The following is an 18,928-nucleotide window of genomic DNA, read 5'->3' on the forward strand; positions in this document are numbered from 1 at the left end:
CAAATCACCACATAACATCAATCAATTGGATGACATTTGTCTTGGTTGGCGTTACAAATGATTCACCTTTTGGCCAGAGGAAGCTAACATATTCACCCGTAAAGATGGTACTAATCTTTAGAGGTGGATAACGATGGCTAAGGCAAACCCAGTCCAAATTCAAAAACACTTAAAAGGGGTTGATTATCCTGCTAACAAGCAAGAATTAATCCAGCACGCGCAAAGGCAGGGAGCCGATCAGAAGGTAATTTCCCTATTAGAACAATTACCAGAAGAAGATGAGTATGAAAATCCTACTGATCTCAACAAAGCGATAGGCGAGATTGAGTAATTTAAGTTTCTGTAAGTAAGTAATCTCCTGATTTACCACCAGTTTTACTAATTAGCCTAATTGATTCAATTTGCATGGATTTTTCTAGAGCTTTTGCCATATCGTATAAAGTCAAAGCTGCAACAGAAACGGCTGTTAAAGCTTCCATTTCTACACCAGTTTCGGCTTTGGTTTTGACTGTGGCTTGGATTTGGTAACCGGGTAGTTGGAAATCAGGAGTAATTTCCACAGCAACTTTTTGTAATGGCAAGGGATGACACAGAGGAATCAGGGTGGATGTTTGTTTAGCCGCCATAATTCCTGCTAGTCTGGCGGTGGCTAAAACGTCTCCTTTGGGTGTGTTTCCAGCCTGGATGGCTGCTAAAGTCGCTGGGAGCATCCGCACTTGAGCAGCTGCTACTGCTTGCCTGATAGTGGATGCTTTAGCAGATACATCTACCATCTGTGCCTGTCCCTGGCTATCTAGATGAGTGAGGTCGGCAGATTTTTTTGGTAAATTGTCTTGCATACTTCCTGAATAAAGTGCTATTATGTATTTCTTGTAAGGGCGTGTAGCTCAGTGGACTAGAGCACGTGGCTACGGACCACGGTGTCGGGGGTTCGAATCCCTCCTCGCCCGCTTGATCAAAAATGAGGCAAAAAGCTTGCCTCTTTTTTTATGGCTCTAATTAACATTATTCAAAGAGTAGACATCTTCACCCCGACCCAAAGCAAAACGCAGGGAGTGGGGTAAGTTTTTATTTGATAGGGTGAGGAAAATGAGCAACGCTAATAAGGTGAGACTGGTAGTGTAAGCAAACAAACTCCGGTAGCCAGTTTGTTCAGCCACAAAACCTAAAATTGGTGCAGCGATCGCAATTCCTAAATCAAATCCAGCTATACAAATCGCAAAAATTCTCCCTCGTTCTTGCGGCATCGATCGGTCTGCCATCATGGTTGTAATCATCGAGATCATCGTTCCACCACCACATCCTTCGGCTAAGGCAGCGATGATAAAGGCGTTGGTACTGTTGGCTTGCCATAACAATAATGATGCCACCAGATAAGCAATAATACCAATGGTAATAAATAAACCCCTGCCGAGGCGATCGCTAGCACGTCCCGCCAACACTCGCACCAAAAAACTGCCAATAGCGGCGATGCTGAAAAACCACCCAACGTTAAAAACTACCCCGGTTGATTTGATAAACAATGGGACAAATGTATGTACAGCCCCAACCCCAATCCCAACTAACAACATGACAACAGCTGGTATTCTTACCCGTGGACTCACTAAAATTTGCCAAAAATTACTATTCTGATCTATCGCTTGCTGTCGCTGGATGGGGGAATTATTGACTTGAATCGCTCCCAATACGCCAATAAAAGCCAATTCGGCAGTGACTAAAAATAACAGAGAATAACTAGTAGATTCTTGTAGATATCCCCCCAAAGCCGGGCCAATTGCCAAGCCAATGGGAGCAGTTAAACTCATGTAACTAATAATCTCACCACGCACAGCCAAGGGGGCTAAATCTGCCACCAAAGCGCTGTAGCCAGTGGTAAAAGCGGCGATGCTAATGCCATGAAAGATCCGCACCAACATCAATAAAGGAATTGATGTAAATGCCATATAGCCAAAGGGGGCGATCGTGGCTACGATTGTGCCAATTAATAACAACAATTTTCGACCGTGTTTGTCTGCCATGCGTCCTAAAATCGGGCGGAACAGCAACAAACCAATGGCAAAACCACCCATCACAATGCCAATTTCTTGCTTACTTCCCCCCACACTTTCAATATAAAGCGGTAGGGTTGGTAAAAAAGTAGCAGTACTTGACCAAAATAATAATCCTGCCGTAAATAGAATCAGCAGGTTAAGTCGCAGGCTAGCGTCAAAGGTATTAAAAGCTTTCAAATTAGACCTCATTTTAGAGACTAGAGGCTAGAAGCTAGATATGTAGGACTTACGCACTCAACCAATAAATCCTTCTGAGGGTGGTCAATAGTCCATAGTCCATAGTCAAGGGGAGCCTGCCGCTTGCGGGGGTTTCCACGGCAGTTCGCTCAAGTCGGGAAACCCGTCCACGTGATACCAATTCACGAAAAATCTGATACAGATCCAAACACGGAAATCCTTGTAAAACCAGGCTTTCTTAATTTTGAATTTTGCGGAAAGTTCTGTAGGCGGGTTTCCCGCCGTAGGAACGCCACTTGCTATAAGCCGGGAAACCCGTCCAACGCAGTGGCTCAACTTTTCAAGACGAATTTTGAATTTTGAATTGGTATGACTGCCTTCCCGTTGTGCGGACTGGCGTTCAAAATCAAGTTTTTTTGGACTATTGACTATTGACTATTGACAAAAAGCCAGAAAATTTAGTGACACTGCGTAAGTCCTAATATGTTTGATTAATATTTTTACCTTAGTTGCCATTTTTTGCTACTACCTCACGCACTCGGTAGATGGGACGGCCTTGAGATTCATGGTATGTACGCATGAGTAATTCTGCCAACAAACCAAAGGAAAATAGCTGTACTCCTGTGACTAATAGTAATACTGCCAAAATCAATAACGGGCGATTACCAATCATTTGTCCCATAGCTAATTTGACAAAAGTTAGGTAAATCCCGATCCCGACTCCCAAAACCATAGAAACTAAACCCAATAGCCCAAAAACGTGCATGGGACGAGTGAGAAATTTTTTCATAAAGGAAATGGTTAACAAATCCATCAGGACTCGGAATGTCCGCCAGATGCCGTATTTACTCCTGCCAAAGCGGCGGGCATGGTGACGCACGGGTATTTCCGTAATTCTTGCTCCTTCGATGTAAGCTAAGGCTGGTAAAAAGCGGTGCAGTTCTCCGTATAAATTCATATCTGCCACGACTTCGGCACGATAGGCTTTGAGAGAACAGCCATAGTCATGTAATTGGACTCCGGTGATTTTGCCAATTAACCAGTTAGCAATTTTGGAAGGAAGTAAGCGTGAGACAACTGCATCTTGACGTTTGTGTCGCCAACCACTAACTAAATCGTAGCCTTCCTCTAACTTGGCCAATAACATGGGAATATCGGCTGGATCGTTTTGTAAGTCAGCATCTAGAGTGACGATCGCATTCCCTAAAGCATAATTAAATCCGGCTGACATGGCCGCCGTTTGTCCATAATTCCGGCGGAGAATTACTGCTTTTAAATCTGTACGCAGTTGTGCTTGTTGTTTGAGAAATACGTCTGAACCATCGGTCGAGCCGTCATCTACACAAATAATTTCGTAACTCACACCACTAGTTGATAAAGTAGAGGCGATCGCTTCTAACAAAAAAGGCAAACTTTCTACTTCGTCATGTACTGGTACTACTACAGAAACATCAGGAATAATGGCGGATATTGCCTCATTTTCCTCAGACATCCTAGCCGAAATCAATCCACCCCTCATAAGCAATTCAAAATTTAATTGGTCAGTGGTCAATAGTCAATAGTCATTGGTCAATAGTCATTAGCAATTGTTACTCCCTTACTCCCTTACTCTCTCACTCCCTCACTCTTTACTCATCACTCAGCACGGGCTGCATCGCCCCGCTACCGCTAACAGCACCGGCTAAACGCCGCGCTACCGCTAACAGCATTCCCGATTACCCTCTTTTAGGTACATAACTTTTAACTACTCTACCTGCACCCCGTAGCTGTTGATAGTATGACTGGCTAACGGCATCTCCCTGTTCCGAAAGAATGTCAATGCCAATACCATCGCGTCCTTGAGCTTTCCCAGAACTGTGGATGTAACAGCCATCACCCAAATACAATCCTACATGAGTTGCTTTGGCGGGAGTGCCAAAAAAAACTAAATCTCCTGGTAATAATTCAGTCATAGCGATGGGTTGGGTAAATGCTTCTTGTTGATAAGCGTCTCTCGGTAACCAAATACCCACAGACACAAACGCCGCCTGCATTAAACCGGAACAATCATAATTTGGCCCGACTGTACCACCCCAGAGATAATAATTAGATTGTTGCCTGGCTGTTTGCGTAAAAGCGATCGCCTCTGGTAGTAGTTTGTTAATTTCTGCTGGCGAAAATGATTTAGCCTGATAAAGTACAGTAGCAGGTTGTAATAAATCTAAGTCACCAACAGACAACCACCCCGGATAATCATCCTCACATAAACACACCTCGACAGCTGTACCTTGATGATTTGATGTTACCTGTAAATGTCGCCCAACTGCGGCCTGAGTTGCGAGAAGGGTGCATTCAGGAGAATCATATAAGTTCAAATCAGCCAGACATTGATATTCGGCTAATCGTGAACTTGAGATTTCGGATTTTAGATTAGAGAGCATTCGGCAATGGTTTTTTTCAAAAAAGACGAACAATTAGAAAATCTTGGTAATGGCATTTTAGAGGCTACTTGGGCAGAGTTTCCCACTTTAGCCTCTAATCAAATTGCTATGACGTGGATTGTTTACGATCCACCAGTCCCTGTAAATACTGGCGGTGCTTTGACTCCTGATGCTTTTTGGCATCATCCAGTCCGGGGTTTTAGTTATCGTGGTGTGGAACGGATTTATCCGGCGAGTGTAGTTAAGTTGTTTTATTTGGTAGCGGCTCATGAGTGGCAAGAAAAAGGCATGACGCAACCCTCGAAGGAGTTAGATCGAGCATTACGTGATATGATTGTTGACTCTAGTAATGATGCTACTAGCTTAGTGGTAGATGTTTTAACTGGGACAACTTCAGGGCCAGAGTTACCATTAAGTCCCTTTGAAACTTGGCAACAGCAGCGTCACATTATTAACCGCTATTATCAGTCTTTGGGCTGGGAAGATATGGCCACAATTAACGTCTGCCAAAAAACTTGGTGTGATGGCCCCTATGGACGGGAGAGGGAGTTTTATGGCGAGATGTTTGAGAATCGCAATATGCTGATGACAAATGCGATCGCTCGTCTATTACATAGTATCGTCGGTGGTGTAGCAGTTTCTAGTGGGCGATCGCAAGCAATGATGGCTTTGCTCAAACGCTCTCTCCACGTCGATGATTTATCTCAAAACGGAGAAGAAGACCAAGTAATCGGCTTTTTAGGCGGTGGATTACCCCAAGGCGGGCAAATTTGGTCAAAAGCGGGTTGGACAAGTCAAGTACGCCATGATGCAGCCTACATTGAGTTACCAAATCAGCGTCCCTATCTATTGGTAGTCTTCACTGAAGGCAAAGCCAATGCTACCAACCGTGATATTTTGCCCTATGTGTCTAAGTTAATCACTCAAGCAATTAGCAGGCTATAGGCATAAATACAAATTTTCCATAATTTTGGCTGAGTGGACATTAGCTATTTGCGTCCATATCAGGATGTGAGAATACATTTTCAGGTGCTAGAGTTTTGGTATTGGGATAAATTCGCCAAATTTATCGCAATTGCTAGAATTATTTGATGTGGGTTTGTTTTGTTAGGAGTGAATGTGAATAATATGTTTCTTCGTCAAAGTACTTTTTGGTTGACCAGTTTAACTGTTCTCGCTGTTGCCAATACTGGCTTATCGGCTCATGCTCAAACCGTCGCACCAGTTGACACTCAAGCACCTGTATCAACAGCAACTAGCTTACAGCAATTTCCCGATATTAATACAGAGGATGCTACTAGTCGCACAATCACGCCTGTTCCAGGAACAGTAGCTACTTCATCCTCTGTTCTGGCTTCTGGTTATGTAGAACCGACTACTCAACCATCTCAATCATCTACCTCCACAATCGCCCAATCAGATATTGATGTCGGTAGACCTACTCGTGGTGGACGGAGTTACATCGGTGTGGCTGGAAATATTGGCCTCAGTGGTGAAGACTCATCTATCAGTGATGGTAATTTTGCGGCTGTCAGTAAAATTGGCTTGAGCAATGCCATCTCTGTCAGACCATCAGCAGTTTTTGGCGATAACACCACCATCTTAATTCCCGTCACATATGATTTTAGTCTCAAATCAGCCGATGCTTTTAGTGAACCTTTAGCGATCGCACCTTATGTTGGCATCGGTGCTGCTATTAAAACTGGTGATGACTCTCAAGTCGGCTTTTTAGCCACTGGTGGTCTTGATGTACCATTAAATGCTCAATTCACAGCCACAGCTGCCGTCAATGCTGGCTTTTTTGATACCACTGACGTAGGTTTGTTAATAGGAGTTGGTTACAACTTCTCTGGCTTCTAATTAATTGGGACAAGGAAGGGGACAAGGAAGGGGACAAGGGGACAAGAGGACGAGGGGACAAGGAGAAAATTCTTTATTACTCTTTCCCTCCATCTCCCCATCTCCCCATCTCCCAAACTACTTAGGAGTCACCTTATCAATGGTCTTAATTTTACCGTCGTCTTCTACTCGCCACACATCGTAGACACCGACGACATCACCGTTAGCATCAACATCGACATTACCACTAGCACCTTGGTAGTTGATATCTTTGCCTTCTTTGACTAGCTTCAATGCTTCACAGACATCACTCACTTCTACACCAGGCGCACTGGACACTTCACGGATTTTACTGGCAATTCCCACACCAGTATTGTCTTTAGCTGCTTGGGCTGCTAAGACTAATAATGTAGCCGCATCCCATGCTTGAGGGGCAAATTCTCCTGGCGCACTACCTTTTTTCGACTGCCAGAGTTTTGTTAAAGCCTCCAATCCTTTACCATCAGAACCGGGGACTGTACCAATTACTCCAGCTGCAATGAATTTACCATCGTTGGTTTTGCCAACTTGACCAGGAAATTCATCGGATTTCATGCCATCGGTAAGCATGACTTGCACACCTTGGCTCACACCTTGCTGATATGCTGATTTCAGCAGCAAGCTACCTGTTTCTACGTAAAAAACGCCTAGAACTGCGTCTGGCTTACCCGCAAAGGCGGCGGTAGCTTCAGTTTCAAAGGTAGTGGCTTTCGGGTCATAACGTACAGGGTTACTTTTGTTAACTACGGTTCCCCCGAGTTTTTCAAAAGCTTGGACAAATGCTTTTTCAAAACCCACCCCATAGTCGTTGTTAATGACGGCGGTGGAAACTCGCTTGAAGCCTTTTTTGTTGGCGAGTTCGGCTAAGGCTGGGCCTTGATAGCTATCGGGGGGAACTGTCCGCGCCCAAAAACCTTTAAAATCACCTTTTTGCGCTTTTTCTGTAAAGACGGGACTAGTGCTACCAGGTGAGATGAGCATGACTTTGTTTTGGGCTGCAATGGAGACGGCCGCTGTAGAGACGCTGCTAGCAAAGGAACCAACTACACCTCCAACTTTATCGACTGTCGCCAGTTTAGTCATACCCGCCGCGCCGGCTTTGGGATCGGTTTGGTCGTCTACCGCTACAAGCGTGACTGGTTGACCATTAACACCACCACAGGTATTAACAGTATCTACTAGTAAGGGGACGGCTGCTGCCATTTGCTGCCCGATAGATGCTAAGTCACCTGTTGTTGGCAGTAAAGAACCAATTTTCAGACCTGTGCCACTGCTAGCTGCGGTGGTGGAGTTGGCTGCTGGGCTACTGGTTCCTGCTGTGCCACCAGGGTTAGTGGTATTATTTCCACAGGCTGCTAGGAAGAACCCAGTTGCAAAGGTCGTTAAACTTAAAGTGAGAGCAGTACTAATTCTTTCCATGATTACTTTCACTCCTCAAAGATTTGGGAGCCTGAAAGTAAGATGTAAACTAAATTTTCAGGTTAGCTTTATCTTAACAGGACTCCAAAGGTTAAATAATAACATCCACCTTTGGATATAAAAGTTTTTGCTCTGAGATTAGTATCTTTTTGTTACACAAGTTTTTTGTGTGTCAACAATCTGATGAAAACGGAGAGGGAGGGATTCGAACCCTCGGTACGGAGTTGCCTGCCGTACAACAGATTAGCAATCTGCCGCTTTCGACCACTCAGCCACCTCTCCAGGTCTACGAATGCTAATATTAGCAGACTTTTTTTGCTAAGTCAAATAATTTTTAGTCATTAGTCATTAGTCATTAGTCATTAGTTTTTGACTGTGGACTGTTGACTTTGGACTATTGACTAATATTTATAAGACTTGCGATCGCATCCACGCTAGGGGCAAGGTGCGTAATTTTTTCCATTGGGGGACGTAGGCACGCTGGGTAAAGACATTGTAATCGTTGCGTTCAATTACGTCTAAAATCTGTCCATATAACATGGATGCTGCCCACACAGGCCAACGAGCATCGGGTGCTAGGTAAGTAATGCCCTTTTCTGCTTTGATGTAGAATTGTCGCGCTCGTTCAATTTGAAAGCGCATGAGGGAACGCCAGCGCTCATCTACTACACTATTGAAAAAATCTTGTTCTGTGTAATTAAATCGCGCTAAGTCTTCCAGAGGGATGTAAATTCGTCCTCTTCTGGCATCTTCTCCCACATCCCGGAGAATGTTGGTTAATTGATTGGCAATTCCTAGAGCGATCGCTTCTTCTGTGGGAATATAGACTGGTTGTTTTTGATGCCACGGTGCTGTGTTGGTAGTCATATCTATATCCATCACTGCTGTGGACATCAAGCCGACAGTGCCAGCCACACGATAACAGTAAAGGTATAGCTCCTCAAATGTTTCGTAGCGACTACGGTATAAATCCATACGCTGACCAGCAATCATATCCCGGAAGGGCTGAATGTCTATGGGGAAGCGTTGGAGTGTATCTACTAAGGCTACATCGTAGTTTTCTGTGGGGCGACCGGTAAAAATTGATTCCAGATGCTGCTCCCACAGGTCTAAGGTTTCTGGTGTAGTAATGGCAGATGCGGGGCCGTCCACTAATTCATCTGTACGGCGACACCAGGCATAGATTGCCCAAATAGCTTGACGCTTTGCCGGACTCATCAACAAAGTACCCAAGTAGAAGGTTTTGGCGTACTTGGCTGTGAGATGCCGACAAAGTTTATAGGACTCGTCTACAGAGACCAGCGTTTTCATGCGCGGTTTGGAATCAGACAGTTGCAGCATTCGTTGCAGGCGGTCGGGTTAGCGTTTGCAGGTTTGAGGCATTTGCCACTGGCAGCGATTCACAAATCGCCTGCGCTGTCAGCTTACCAGAAAGTACGGCTCCTTCCATACTTCCTAAGTAACGTTGCATGGTGTAACTTCCTGCCAGATAGAAGTTAGCAATGGGCGTAACTTGTGTGGGGCGGTATTGTTGACGACCAGGAGTGGCTTTATATACTGAGCGTGGTGTTTTCACCACATGATATTTCAGCAACTTGGTGGGGTTTTCTCCCCCAAAATGATCGGGGAATAGTTTTTCCAACTCTGTCATAGTTGCAGCCACAATTTCCTCGTCAGATTTGGCAATCCAATCTTTAGCTGGAGCCAGAACTAGTTCTAGCATTGAGCGATCTGGATTAGCATACTCACGACAAGTGTTGCTCATATCAGCATATACGCTGAGGAGGGGCGATCGCGAAAATAGCAGGTGATCAATTTCTGTTAATTTCCGATCAAACCATAGATGGAGGTTAATTACTGGCACACCTTCCAAACCTTGCAACTTCTGGAAAAATTCCATTTGCTGCCAAGCTTGGGGCAACATGACTTTTATTGCGTCAACTGACATGGCTGACACATAACAGTCTGCTGTGAGTAATTCATCTGGTTCCCCATTTAACCCCCGCAAGACGAATGCTTTCACTGTACCATCAGGGTTGAGCAAAATTTCTTTTAAAGGGGCATTTAATCGCACTTGTCCACCACGTTCTGTGATGTAATCGACGATGGGCTGGCATAGCCTTGTTGTTGGTGAACCATCCAAAAAGGCAATTTTAGAACCATATCGCTCTTGGAGAAAGCGATTGAGTGCAGTTAAGAGGATTGTTGATGAAACTTCATCGGGGTTAATAAAGGTTAGTGCTTTACACGCAGCGATAAAGACATCGCTTGTAACTCGTTCGTCTACACCTTGCCTTTCCAACCATTCTAAGAAACTGTATTTGTCCATCTCCTCAACGTACTTCTGACCCCTGACTACGGCTGGAAGTAGGCCTACAGCAAAGCGAATCTTTTGCTCCCAAGTCAACATATCTTGGTTACGCAGAATCGATGCAATGACGTTGAATGGTGAGGGAATATCCGGAACATCAAAACGGGAGTATGTTCCTGGTTTTTCTGGTTGATTAAAAATCAGTGTGTGTTCTTTCCACTGAAGTCGGTCTTCAATGCCCAATTCTTTGAGTAACTGGAGCATATTGGGATATGCACCGAAAAAGGCGTGTAACCCAGTTTCGTACCAGTCGCCGTCCGAGTCTTGCCACGCGGCCACAAGACCGCCCAATACGTCCCGGCTTTCCAAGACGATGGGGGTGTAACCTGCGTCTGTGAGATATTTCGCGCAGGAAAGTCCTGCTAGTCCAGCACCCGCGATCGCTACTCGCATTTAAACCTACTGCTCTTCAAGATTTCTTTATAGTTTTGTCGTTCTCATTATACGTTGCAATCTGTTACATTTGGCAGTAATTGTGCGATCGCTTCCCGAAAAAGTTTATTTTGGTCATTAGTCAATAGTCATTGGTCAATAGTCATTAGCGATCGTCTGATCTTGTAGCGTGCCATCAGACTACACCAACGCCTGTGTTGTTGATCAGTTTCAGTAGAGATTTTGCTCTGATGTCATGTTGCATTTGATAGTCTGTTATGGCAAATTCTATTTGCAACATTAGGCGGTCTTGATGAGTAGGAGAAAGACCTTTATGAAAACAAAGGGTATCTTCCGCGAACCCAAAACCTGCATGACCACAGATTTGGACTACAGATTCTCGACCGTAGTAATCAATAATGTCTTGATCGGTTTCTTTTTTGCGGAACCAAATGTGAGAGCTTTTTTTGCGTTTGTGGCTAGAACGAATACAGATATGGGGGCCACTCTGCTCATCGACATCAGTTAAGTAAAAGAAAAATTTGATAAATCGATAATCATCTAAGTCATAATGAAAACATTGAGCAGCTTTATCTTGTTCTCGGTATGTGGAACTACCAGCAAAACTCCACCACATCTGATTTCCTTGGTGTACTGGTTGAGCTTCTAGATATCTAGCTGCTATTGCCAATAAGATGGGATCGTTTTGTAATTTTTTAATGGCTGGACATTCTAAGCCTGTATTGAAATAGTTGCCCGTAATAAAGTTTGTACCTGCTTTGATTTGTGCTGCTTGTTTATTATGGTAATAAAATCCTAATTCTGGCTTGCGATTACCATAACAAACAGTAGAATTGGCAAATTGCACTATTTCTAAGACAATCTCTTGAGGTAGATAAAGACCGTAATATAATCCTTCAGTTTGCAGATTTTTAACAACTTTATCTACATCAACATTTCTCAAACAAGAATTATCAATATTAATTAGAGATAAATATGCTTTGGTCGAACGTTTGGATAAATAAGTGATGATATTGCGTACCCACTTAAACCTCGCCAGTTTACGCATTAACAACCATCTGGGGTTTTTCGTTAATCCTTTGTAATTTTCAGAACAAGTGTCATACAAAGTTGCAAATAATTTCTCTGACCAATTTTTTAAAATAAGTGTAGACATAAAAGCTCATAATTTAACTAAGCATAAAATTACGAAAACAAATTATAGATTTTTTGATGAGTAACTTTACTTACGTGCTATCTTACATGACTAGTAGATGAATGAATTTGAAGAGTATGATAATTTTTTAGAAAAATATTTCTATTTTTTGGATAATTACTGAAAAAGCTGAGAAATTTGGCCAAAAAATATTTCCTTAAGCTGCATTTCTCACAAAACAGTAGGGGCGGGTTCACAAATATGCTTCAATCATTCACAAATATCTCGTTAACCCGCCCCTACAGCCTCTGGACTTCGGTTTGATAAATTTTGTGAGAAATTCGGGTTAAGCATCTGATATGACAAATGGCAACACAATCATAGGTAAAGAATTATGTCAGCATCACAGGAGTTCAATAACTTTGGTAATCACTTGATTCTGGGGATCTCCGGTACTAGTTTAAGTGATGAAGATAAACGCGCCCTCAATGAATTAAAACCAATAGGTGTAATATTTTTTGCTAAAAACTTTCTAGATGGTTTTCCTTATGAACATTGGCTAGAAACATTTCAGCAATTGAATAGACAGATACGAGAATATACTGAACGTGAAGCTATGTTTTTCACGTTAGACCACGAGGGCGGGCGTGTTGTTCGGACACCATTACCAATTACTCGATTTCCTCATGGATTATTGTTGCGATCGCACTCACGTGAAGTAGCGAAAGCTACAGGAATTGAGTTAAAGTCTCTGGGAATTAATGTATCTTGGTCACCTGTCGCTGATATTTATTCTAATCCTCAAAATCCGGTTATTGGTACTCGTGCCTTTGGTAGTACGCCGAATACTGCGGCAAAAGTGGCACGGGAATACTATTTAGGATTGCAAGAAGTGGGGATTATTGGCTGCGCCAAGCACTTCCCCGGACATGGGGATACGAGTAAAGACTCCCACGTGGAATTACCTATACTCAACCTAACTCCGGAAGAATTGCGAAATCGAGAACTGATACCTTTCCAAGTTTTGATTAAGGAACAAATTTCCTTAATTATGACAGCTCACATTTTATTCCCGAAAATTGACCCAGATTTGCCAGCTACCCTTTCTCGTCCTATTCTTAAAAGCATACTCAGAGAAGAACTGGGTTTTCAGGGTGTGGTTGTGTCTGATGATTTGGATATGAAAGCTGTTTCTGATATGTTTACTCAGAATGGTACAGTAGCACGAGCAGTAAATGCTGGCTGTGACTTATTCATTGTCTCGCGCAACATCCACTCATCATCTATGGAACGTACTTATAAAATTGCTGAAGATTTTGCTGAGTCTTTGAGTAAAGGCGAACTAGCTGAAGAAGTTGTAACAACAGCAAAAACTAGAATTGAGACGTTGTTGGCAATGACACCACAATATGCTGTACAAGCGTTAGATAAAGATATTTTATTACGTCATGCAGAATTGGCGATCGCTTGTGCTTGTTGAAGATGTTTTAACAATTAAAAATGGTATTACATCAATGTAGGTAGTAAGAAGCACTAATCTGCGGGAATTTGTGATTCGAGACTAACTTTCTGGCGATTGTACTGCTTTAACTACAACCTTACCATTTTCTACCACAGTACAAGTTTTACCCACGTGCTGACTGTGCTGAACAGGAACACCCTGGCATTGATTTTGATGGGAGATATTTTGCTCCTGTTGCTGGTTCAGGGTAACAGCACAACTGGCGCAGGAAGGTAAAGTCATATCAGGTATTTTGATCTCTATAATCTATTATTGCATTAGTCATTGGTCAATAGTCATTGGTCAATGGTCAATGGTCAATAGTCAATAGTCAATAGTCAGCACTCACTCCCTACTCAGCACTCAGCACTCCCTCCCATGCGGTTTACAGCCAGAATGGCTAATCTGACAACTTGTTGTGTTTAATCATGCAAGTGCGAGAGTGTGAGGGTAAGTACTTGCTTTATGATGCTAATAGCTGATTTCTGCTATCTCAACTTAATTAATAGGAAAGCGGTCAATATTACACCTGCTTTTCTTACATTCCAGGCTGATTTGGACAGGGTAGACAAGTGGGTTGTTTATGATGAAAAAGATTGGTAAATACCTAAGCTTTGGACTAGTATCTACACTTTTAACCGCGACACCTGGATTAAGTGCTGAACGGATTAGTTTTTTTTATCCTCCGTTTGGCGATTTTTCTTTACCTGTGAAATCGCTAGAAACTTTTGCTAAGGAAGGAAAGATAGATAGTGATTTAAAATTTTACGCTCAACGTGCCACTCCTGAGCAATTAGCTCAACTACGGGAAGTACTCCAGCAGCGTTTTAATGTTACACCTACCTTAGTCTCCCAAGTAACTTACTCACCAATTGGTGAACAAGTTTTACAACGATTAGGGCAATTAGTTCTAACTGATTCTCGCAAAAATGGCTTTTATGCTTTGCGTGCTGCTTTGATTTTATCAGCTGCTGACTCAGAAGGTTTATCTGTAATTAATTTGCTGCGGAGGTTTCCTAGCAATGATGTGCGGATCAATTTCTCAGAAGGGGTAAGAATAGTTGATCAATTGTCACAGTTGCTGAAAACTAGAGATAAGGTTGTCGCTTTTTTACAAAGAGAGTCCTTTGCTAGAGCGATCGCTACTCCAGTAGACTTTACCAAACTACCAGATTTAAGATCCCCTGGTAAGTTCCGTTGGCAAGTAGTGAGCTTACAGTTAAATGATGCTACTCGTAGAGGTCTAACTCCAACCGAAGGCAACCGCAATCTCCCAGTAGATATATATTTGCCAAAAACCACTACAACAAGTGAAAAAAAACCACCTTTTCCATTAATTATTATTTCTCATGGCATCGCTTCAGACCGTTACAGTTTTATTTACCTAGCTGAACATTTAGCATCCTATGGTTTTGCTGTGGCTGTATTAGAACATCCTGGTAGTAATGCTCAACGCTTTCAGCAATATTTTACTGGTTTAGCAGGGCCACCAGAACCCAGAGAATTTATCGACAGACCTTTAGATATCAAGTTTTTGCTCAATGAACTCCAACGCCTAGACAAGTCTGATCCCCAAATCGAAGGTAAAATTAATTTTCAGCAAATTGGTGCGATCGGTCAATCTTTTGGTGGTTATACTGTTTTATCTTTAGCAGGGGCAACGCTAAATTTTACGCAACTCCGTCAGGATTGTAACCCTAATAATTCCAATTTAAATTTTTCTCTGTTATTGCAATGCCAAGCTGCTTTGTTACCCCCACAAGATTATTCATTACAGGATGAGCGCATCAAGACAGTCATTGCAATTAATCCAATTGATAGTTCTATTTTTGGTGAAACTGGGATCAGTCAGATTCAAGTCCCTGTCATGTTAGTAGCAGCTAGCCAAGATATTTTTGCCCCACCAGTTCCTGAACAAGTCCGCCCTTTTACCTTCCTTCCTAATCCCAACAAGTATTTAGTATTGATGGAAAATGCCACCCATTTTACTGTTATTGCCGATTCTCCCCTGGTGGCTAATGTATTACCTGTACCGACTAGTTTGGTAGGGCCAGAACGTACAGCAGCTTATGGTTATCTCAATGCTTTAAGTGTGGCTTTTTTAGAAGCTAACCTTCTCAACCGTCCTGAATATCGTGCTTATTTACAACCAGCTTACGCCCAATATATCAGTAAAGCTCCCCTCAATCTCAATCTTATACAGTCATTGACTCCAGAACAGTTAAATCAAGCAATTAAGTGAGGGAAGGGGTAATGGGTATTGGGTAATGGGTATTGGGTAATGGGTATTGGGTATTGGGTATTGGGTATTGGGTATTGGGTAATGGGTATTGGGTATTGGGTATTGGGTATTGGGTATTGGGTATTGGGTATTGGGTATTGGGTATTGGGTATTGGGTAAGAGTTTTATCAATAACTAATGACTATTGACTATTGACTAATGACTATTGACTATTGACTATTGAAATTTTCAGTACAATTGCTGACGACAATCTAATAAAAACTGTTCCTAAAAAATGTGTTTTTTTATGTCTTTGACGTGACAATTTTTTATTAGTTAAAAGCTTTATGCTGCATTGTCAGGGGATCACAACATTTAACTGGAAGTATTCACAAAAACTTATTTAAAAATTGATCGTTTATATATAGTATTGTAAAAAAGTATTAAGAAATTCTTATTAAAGAATATTGCAAGACCTTGATTTAATTGCTAACGTGTGTAGAGGCAACGATGCTGATGAACGCTCTGATTTAAGAGAGGTAAGTTAAACCTATGAGCTATATCAATTCAGCCAATGATGTAAGAAATTGATTTGCATTGCAGATTAGCCTAAAAATATTTCGTTGCTATAAGGCTAATTGCTGTCGAGAATTCAATACAACTGATGATTTGTCTTACCTGTGCTGAGAGGTTAATCAAAAACAGGTGTAAGACTTAGACTCTAGAGGATGATAATTATGGATGTTCAAGGCAAAGTAGCCCTGATCACTGGGGCTTCACGTGGCATTGGGCGAGCGATCGCTGTAGAATTAGCCCAACAGGGCATACAAAGATTAATTTTAGTGGCACGCGATCGCCAAAAGTTAGCGGAAGTTGCCCAAGAAATTGAGATAATGGGTGTTGAAGCGACAACGTTAGCAATTGATTTGACACGAGCGACGGAGGTTAATATTGCGATCGCTCAACTATGGCGCACTTACGGCCCCATTCACCTATTGGTAAACTGTGCAGGGGTAGCTTATCAAAACTCATTTTTGCGCTCAAAACTTCCCCAAGTGCAAGAGGAATTGTCTGTCAATTTATTGGGAATGTACACCCTCACCAGCCTTATCGCCAGACGGATGGCGAGTCAAAGACAAGGGACAATTGTCAATGTGTCTAGCTTAATGGGGAAAGTCGCTGCACCGACAATGGCGACTTATTCTGCAACGAAGTTTGCCATTTTGGGGTTTACTCAAGCCTTGCGACAAGAATTAGCTGAGTATAATATTCAGGTAAAAGCTTTGTTACCATCTCTCACCGACACAGATATGGTGCGTGACTTAAAACTATTTCGCTGGGTAACACCGATGACTCCCCAACAAGTAGCCAAAGCACTGATTGCTGGACTAGAAACAGATTCAGCAGAAATCCTGGTAGGATGGCAAAGTCATGTCGCTATTTGGTGTCAACGCCTAGCACCGTGGTTACTGGAATTTATTTTAAAAATTGCCGCACCACCAACCACCAAAAAGCCACAATTTGCTGAAAATGTGAGTATTTGGACAAAAATTCACCGTTTTAGCGATTCATTACTGTTAGGAAATCGTTTCCCCTTTGTGTTTGCACGCAAATCTTGATAGTAGTCATTAGTCACTCTGGACATCTCACCAGTGAGACTGTGTTATCCAGACGCGCATCAGCCGATTTTAATTACGAATTACGAATTACGAATTACGAATTAGTAATTATTTACTGGTGTTCTCATTAGATAATGAGATGTTCTCTTGTGCTGGAGCGACCAAAATGCTTTCCTTAGTTGATACAACTCCACCGGAAATTATTGATGGTTTACCGAATATATCTGGATGGGAAGCTGAGGTTCTTACCGTAGTTAATCGTGATGCACCAGTGTTCTTACCTTCAACGAATCTGAAGTTAGAGGATGTGAATGCAGCATTTGCGATCGCCTTACATATGCACCAACCAACTATACCAGCTGGTGATAGTGGCGAACTGATCAGTAATCTGCAATATATGTTTGCTCATCCCCACGACGGGGACAACCACAACGCCGGGACTTTTGCCTATTGCTATAGTCGCATGGGCGATTTCATTCCCGAACTGGTGAGTCAAGGTTGCAATCCCCGTGTTATGTTGGATTACTCTGGTAATCTATTGTGGGGACTCAGACAAATGGGACGCAACGATGTGTTAGATAACTTGAAGCGCATTACTTGTAACCCCACCTATCAACCCTATGTAGAATGGTTAGGGACAATGTGGGGTCATGCAGTCGTCCCTTCTACCCCCATACCAGATATTAAGTTGCATATTTTGGCATGGCAACAATATTTTGCCGCAATTTTTGGCTGGGAAGCATTAGCGCGAGTCAAAGGTTTTTCACCACCAGAAATGCACTTACCCAATCACCCTGACACACTATTTGCCTTTATCAAAGCCCTCAAAGAATGTGGTTATCGCTGGCTACTAGTGCAAGAACATACTGTCGAAACAATTGATGGTAAATCTCTGAGTGATAAACATTTACCCCATCGTTTAATAGCGCGGAATTCTCAAGGCGAAACAATTAGTATCACAGCTTTAATTAAAACCCAAGGTTCAGATACTAAATTAGTGGGACAGATGCAGCCATACTATGAAGCCAAAACATTATCAAAACGCAACTTGGGTAATATATCGATCCCACCAATAGTCAGCCAAATTGGTGATGGTGAAAACGGCGGCGTGATGATGAACGAATTTCCCAGCGCCTTTAAACAAGCTTGGTGGGATATGGTTAATCATGGTGGCAAAAAATCTGGGACTGTGGGAGTGTGTGGTACAGAATATTTAGAATTAATCGCAGCTGCTGGATGTCAATCGGAAGACTTTCCTACTTGTCAGCCAGTGGGGCAACATCTAATATGGGAGAAGGTTTCTCCAGATAATTGTCAACCGGAAGCAGTGGAAAATGCTATCCAAGAATTAAAGCAAATTAATCCTAATTTTCATCTAGACGGAGCTTCTTGGACAAATCATATTAGTTGGGTTAAAGGATATGATAATGTTTTAAATCCTATGTATGAATTGAGTAGTTTATTTCATCAAAAATTTGATGAATTATTGCTCACAAACTCAGCAGCATCTATTACTAAACAAGCTGATTATCGTCAAGCACTGCTACATAATCTTTTACTGCAAACCAGCTGTTTTCGCTATTGGGGACAAGGTGCTTGGACAGATTATGCGCGGGAAATTTACCAACGTGGTAAAAATGTCCTAGCATAAAGTGTTTTGACTAGTCCGACTTCAGCTAAACCCTTAATCGGCAAGGTAATTCAGTTGGAAGATTTGTATTTCAGAATAATGTAATTAGTTGT

The 18,928-nt window shown here is 42.4% G+C and carries 16 protein-coding genes and 2 tRNA genes; 8 read left to right on the plus strand and 10 right to left on the minus strand.

What is annotated here, in order from left to right:
• The first annotated feature begins 133 nt into the window (after positions 1-133).
• Entirely contained in the window at positions 134-331 is a 198-nt protein-coding gene (locus tag FD725_RS12565) for a DUF2795 domain-containing protein (RefSeq protein WP_179048464.1), read from the plus strand.
• Position 332: 1 nt separating this feature from the next.
• On the opposite strand, the gene moaC is transcribed toward FD725_RS12565, so the two are convergent.
• On the minus strand, positions 333-839 hold the full coding sequence (gene moaC, locus FD725_RS12570; protein WP_179048465.1) for a cyclic pyranopterin monophosphate synthase MoaC: 507 nt from the start codon (positions 837-839) through the stop codon (positions 333-335).
• Positions 840-876: 37 nt separating this feature from the next.
• On the opposite strand from moaC, the gene FD725_RS12575 reads away from it, so the two are divergent.
• Positions 877-950: transfer RNA gene (locus FD725_RS12575), tRNA-Arg, on the plus strand.
• A gap of 45 nt (positions 951-995) precedes the next feature.
• Here the strand turns inward: FD725_RS12575 and FD725_RS12580 are convergent.
• From FD725_RS12580 to FD725_RS12590, 3 genes are all read right to left on the minus strand, one after another.
• Complete coding sequence (locus FD725_RS12580) at positions 996-2,228, minus strand: MFS transporter (RefSeq protein ID WP_179048466.1); 1,233 nt, start codon at positions 2,226-2,228, stop codon at positions 996-998.
• A gap of 505 nt (positions 2,229-2,733) precedes the next feature.
• Positions 2,734-3,747, minus strand: a complete 1,014-nt coding sequence (locus tag FD725_RS12585; protein WP_179051514.1) for a glycosyltransferase family 2 protein — start codon at positions 3,745-3,747, stop codon at positions 2,734-2,736.
• Between the two features lie 196 nt (positions 3,748-3,943).
• Complete coding sequence (locus FD725_RS12590) at positions 3,944-4,648, minus strand: C40 family peptidase (protein WP_179048467.1); 705 nt, start codon at positions 4,646-4,648, stop codon at positions 3,944-3,946.
• A 6-nt stretch (positions 4,649-4,654) separates the two neighbouring features.
• Here FD725_RS12590 and FD725_RS12595 point away from each other — a divergent pair, with 6 nt between their 5' ends.
• Both FD725_RS12595 and FD725_RS12600 read left to right on the plus strand, forming a co-directional pair.
• Complete coding sequence (locus FD725_RS12595; RefSeq protein ID WP_179048468.1) at positions 4,655-5,593, plus strand: serine hydrolase; 939 nt, start codon at positions 4,655-4,657, stop codon at positions 5,591-5,593.
• Between the two features lie 183 nt (positions 5,594-5,776).
• The gene (locus tag FD725_RS12600) at positions 5,777-6,508 is read left to right on the plus strand and encodes a hypothetical protein (protein WP_179048469.1); all 732 of its coding nucleotides are present in this window, start codon (positions 5,777-5,779) and stop codon (positions 6,506-6,508) included.
• A gap of 117 nt (positions 6,509-6,625) precedes the next feature.
• Here FD725_RS12600 and FD725_RS12605 read toward each other — a convergent pair whose 3' ends face one another.
• The 5 genes from FD725_RS12605 to FD725_RS12625 all read right to left on the minus strand — a co-directional run bounded on the left by FD725_RS12605 (position 6,626) and on the right by FD725_RS12625 (position 11,865).
• The gene (locus tag FD725_RS12605; protein WP_179048470.1) at positions 6,626-7,945 is read right to left on the minus strand and encodes an ABC transporter substrate-binding protein; all 1,320 of its coding nucleotides are present in this window, start codon (positions 7,943-7,945) and stop codon (positions 6,626-6,628) included.
• A gap of 190 nt (positions 7,946-8,135) precedes the next feature.
• Positions 8,136-8,227: transfer RNA gene (locus FD725_RS12610), tRNA-Ser, on the minus strand.
• 126 nt (positions 8,228-8,353) lie between these two features.
• On the minus strand, positions 8,354-9,286 hold the full coding sequence (gene crtB / locus FD725_RS12615; RefSeq protein ID WP_179048471.1) for a 15-cis-phytoene synthase CrtB: 933 nt from the start codon (positions 9,284-9,286) through the stop codon (positions 8,354-8,356).
• On the minus strand, positions 9,270-10,709 hold the full coding sequence (pds, locus tag FD725_RS12620; RefSeq protein WP_179048472.1) for a 15-cis-phytoene desaturase: 1,440 nt from the start codon (positions 10,707-10,709) through the stop codon (positions 9,270-9,272). The genes crtB and pds overlap by 17 nt, the downstream gene beginning before the upstream one ends.
• Before the next feature lie 175 nt (positions 10,710-10,884).
• Positions 10,885-11,865 carry a hypothetical protein gene (locus FD725_RS12625; protein WP_179048473.1) on the minus strand — a complete coding sequence of 327 codons (981 nt, stop codon included), beginning with the start codon at positions 11,863-11,865 and terminating at the stop codon, positions 10,885-10,887.
• A 373-nt stretch (positions 11,866-12,238) separates the two neighbouring features.
• Here FD725_RS12625 and nagZ point away from each other — a divergent pair, with 373 nt between their 5' ends.
• Positions 12,239-13,324, plus strand: a complete 1,086-nt coding sequence (gene nagZ / locus FD725_RS12630; RefSeq protein ID WP_179048474.1) for a beta-N-acetylhexosaminidase — start codon at positions 12,239-12,241, stop codon at positions 13,322-13,324.
• A gap of 81 nt (positions 13,325-13,405) precedes the next feature.
• Here nagZ and FD725_RS12635 read toward each other — a convergent pair whose 3' ends face one another.
• Positions 13,406-13,588 (minus strand): hypothetical protein, encoded by a 183-nt coding sequence (locus tag FD725_RS12635; RefSeq protein ID WP_179048475.1) that lies wholly within the window; start codon positions 13,586-13,588, stop codon positions 13,406-13,408.
• A 343-nt stretch (positions 13,589-13,931) separates the two neighbouring features.
• Here FD725_RS12635 and FD725_RS12640 point away from each other — a divergent pair, with 343 nt between their 5' ends.
• From FD725_RS12640 to FD725_RS12650, 3 genes are all read left to right on the plus strand, one after another.
• Entirely contained in the window at positions 13,932-15,587 is a 1,656-nt protein-coding gene (locus FD725_RS12640) for an alpha/beta hydrolase (protein ID WP_179051515.1), read from the plus strand.
• Between the two features lie 716 nt (positions 15,588-16,303).
• Complete coding sequence (locus FD725_RS12645; RefSeq protein WP_179048476.1) at positions 16,304-17,185, plus strand: SDR family oxidoreductase; 882 nt, start codon at positions 16,304-16,306, stop codon at positions 17,183-17,185.
• Between the two features lie 166 nt (positions 17,186-17,351).
• Entirely contained in the window at positions 17,352-18,836 is a 1,485-nt protein-coding gene (locus FD725_RS12650) for a glycosyl hydrolase family 57 (protein WP_179048477.1), read from the plus strand.
• Positions 18,837-18,928 lie beyond the last annotated feature (92 nt).

The organism is Nostoc sp. TCL26-01 (genome assembly GCF_013393945.1).
Lineage (GTDB): Bacteria > Cyanobacteriota > Cyanobacteriia > Cyanobacteriales > Nostocaceae > Trichormus.

Excerpts from the sequence above, each read along its gene's own strand:
- FD725_RS12565 (WP_179048464.1), top strand. The coding sequence starts at position 134 with ATGGCTAAGGCAAACCCAGTCCAAATTCAAAAACACTTAAAAGGGGTT.
- moaC (WP_179048465.1), bottom strand. The coding sequence starts at position 839 with ATGCAAGACAATTTACCAAAAAAATCTGCCGACCTCACTCATCTAGAT.
- FD725_RS12585 (WP_179051514.1), bottom strand. The coding sequence starts at position 3,747 with ATGAGGGGTGGATTGATTTCGGCTAGGATGTCTGAGGAAAATGAGGCA.
- FD725_RS12590 (WP_179048467.1), bottom strand. The coding sequence starts at position 4,648 with ATGCTCTCTAATCTAAAATCCGAAATCTCAAGTTCACGATTAGCCGAA.
- FD725_RS12595 (WP_179048468.1), top strand. The coding sequence starts at position 4,655 with ATGGTTTTTTTCAAAAAAGACGAACAATTAGAAAATCTTGGTAATGGC.
- FD725_RS12600 (WP_179048469.1), top strand. The coding sequence starts at position 5,777 with ATGTTTCTTCGTCAAAGTACTTTTTGGTTGACCAGTTTAACTGTTCTC.
- FD725_RS12605 (WP_179048470.1), bottom strand. The coding sequence starts at position 7,945 with ATGGAAAGAATTAGTACTGCTCTCACTTTAAGTTTAACGACCTTTGCA.
- crtB (WP_179048471.1), bottom strand. The coding sequence starts at position 9,286 with ATGCTGCAACTGTCTGATTCCAAACCGCGCATGAAAACGCTGGTCTCT.
- pds (WP_179048472.1), bottom strand. The coding sequence starts at position 10,709 with ATGCGAGTAGCGATCGCGGGTGCTGGACTAGCAGGACTTTCCTGCGCG.
- FD725_RS12625 (WP_179048473.1), bottom strand. The coding sequence starts at position 11,865 with ATGTCTACACTTATTTTAAAAAATTGGTCAGAGAAATTATTTGCAACT.
- nagZ (WP_179048474.1), top strand. The coding sequence starts at position 12,239 with ATGTCAGCATCACAGGAGTTCAATAACTTTGGTAATCACTTGATTCTG.
- FD725_RS12635 (WP_179048475.1), bottom strand. The coding sequence starts at position 13,588 with ATGACTTTACCTTCCTGCGCCAGTTGTGCTGTTACCCTGAACCAGCAA.
- FD725_RS12640 (WP_179051515.1), top strand. The coding sequence starts at position 13,932 with ATGAAAAAGATTGGTAAATACCTAAGCTTTGGACTAGTATCTACACTT.
- FD725_RS12645 (WP_179048476.1), top strand. The coding sequence starts at position 16,304 with ATGGATGTTCAAGGCAAAGTAGCCCTGATCACTGGGGCTTCACGTGGC.
- FD725_RS12650 (WP_179048477.1), top strand. The coding sequence starts at position 17,352 with ATGCTTTCCTTAGTTGATACAACTCCACCGGAAATTATTGATGGTTTA.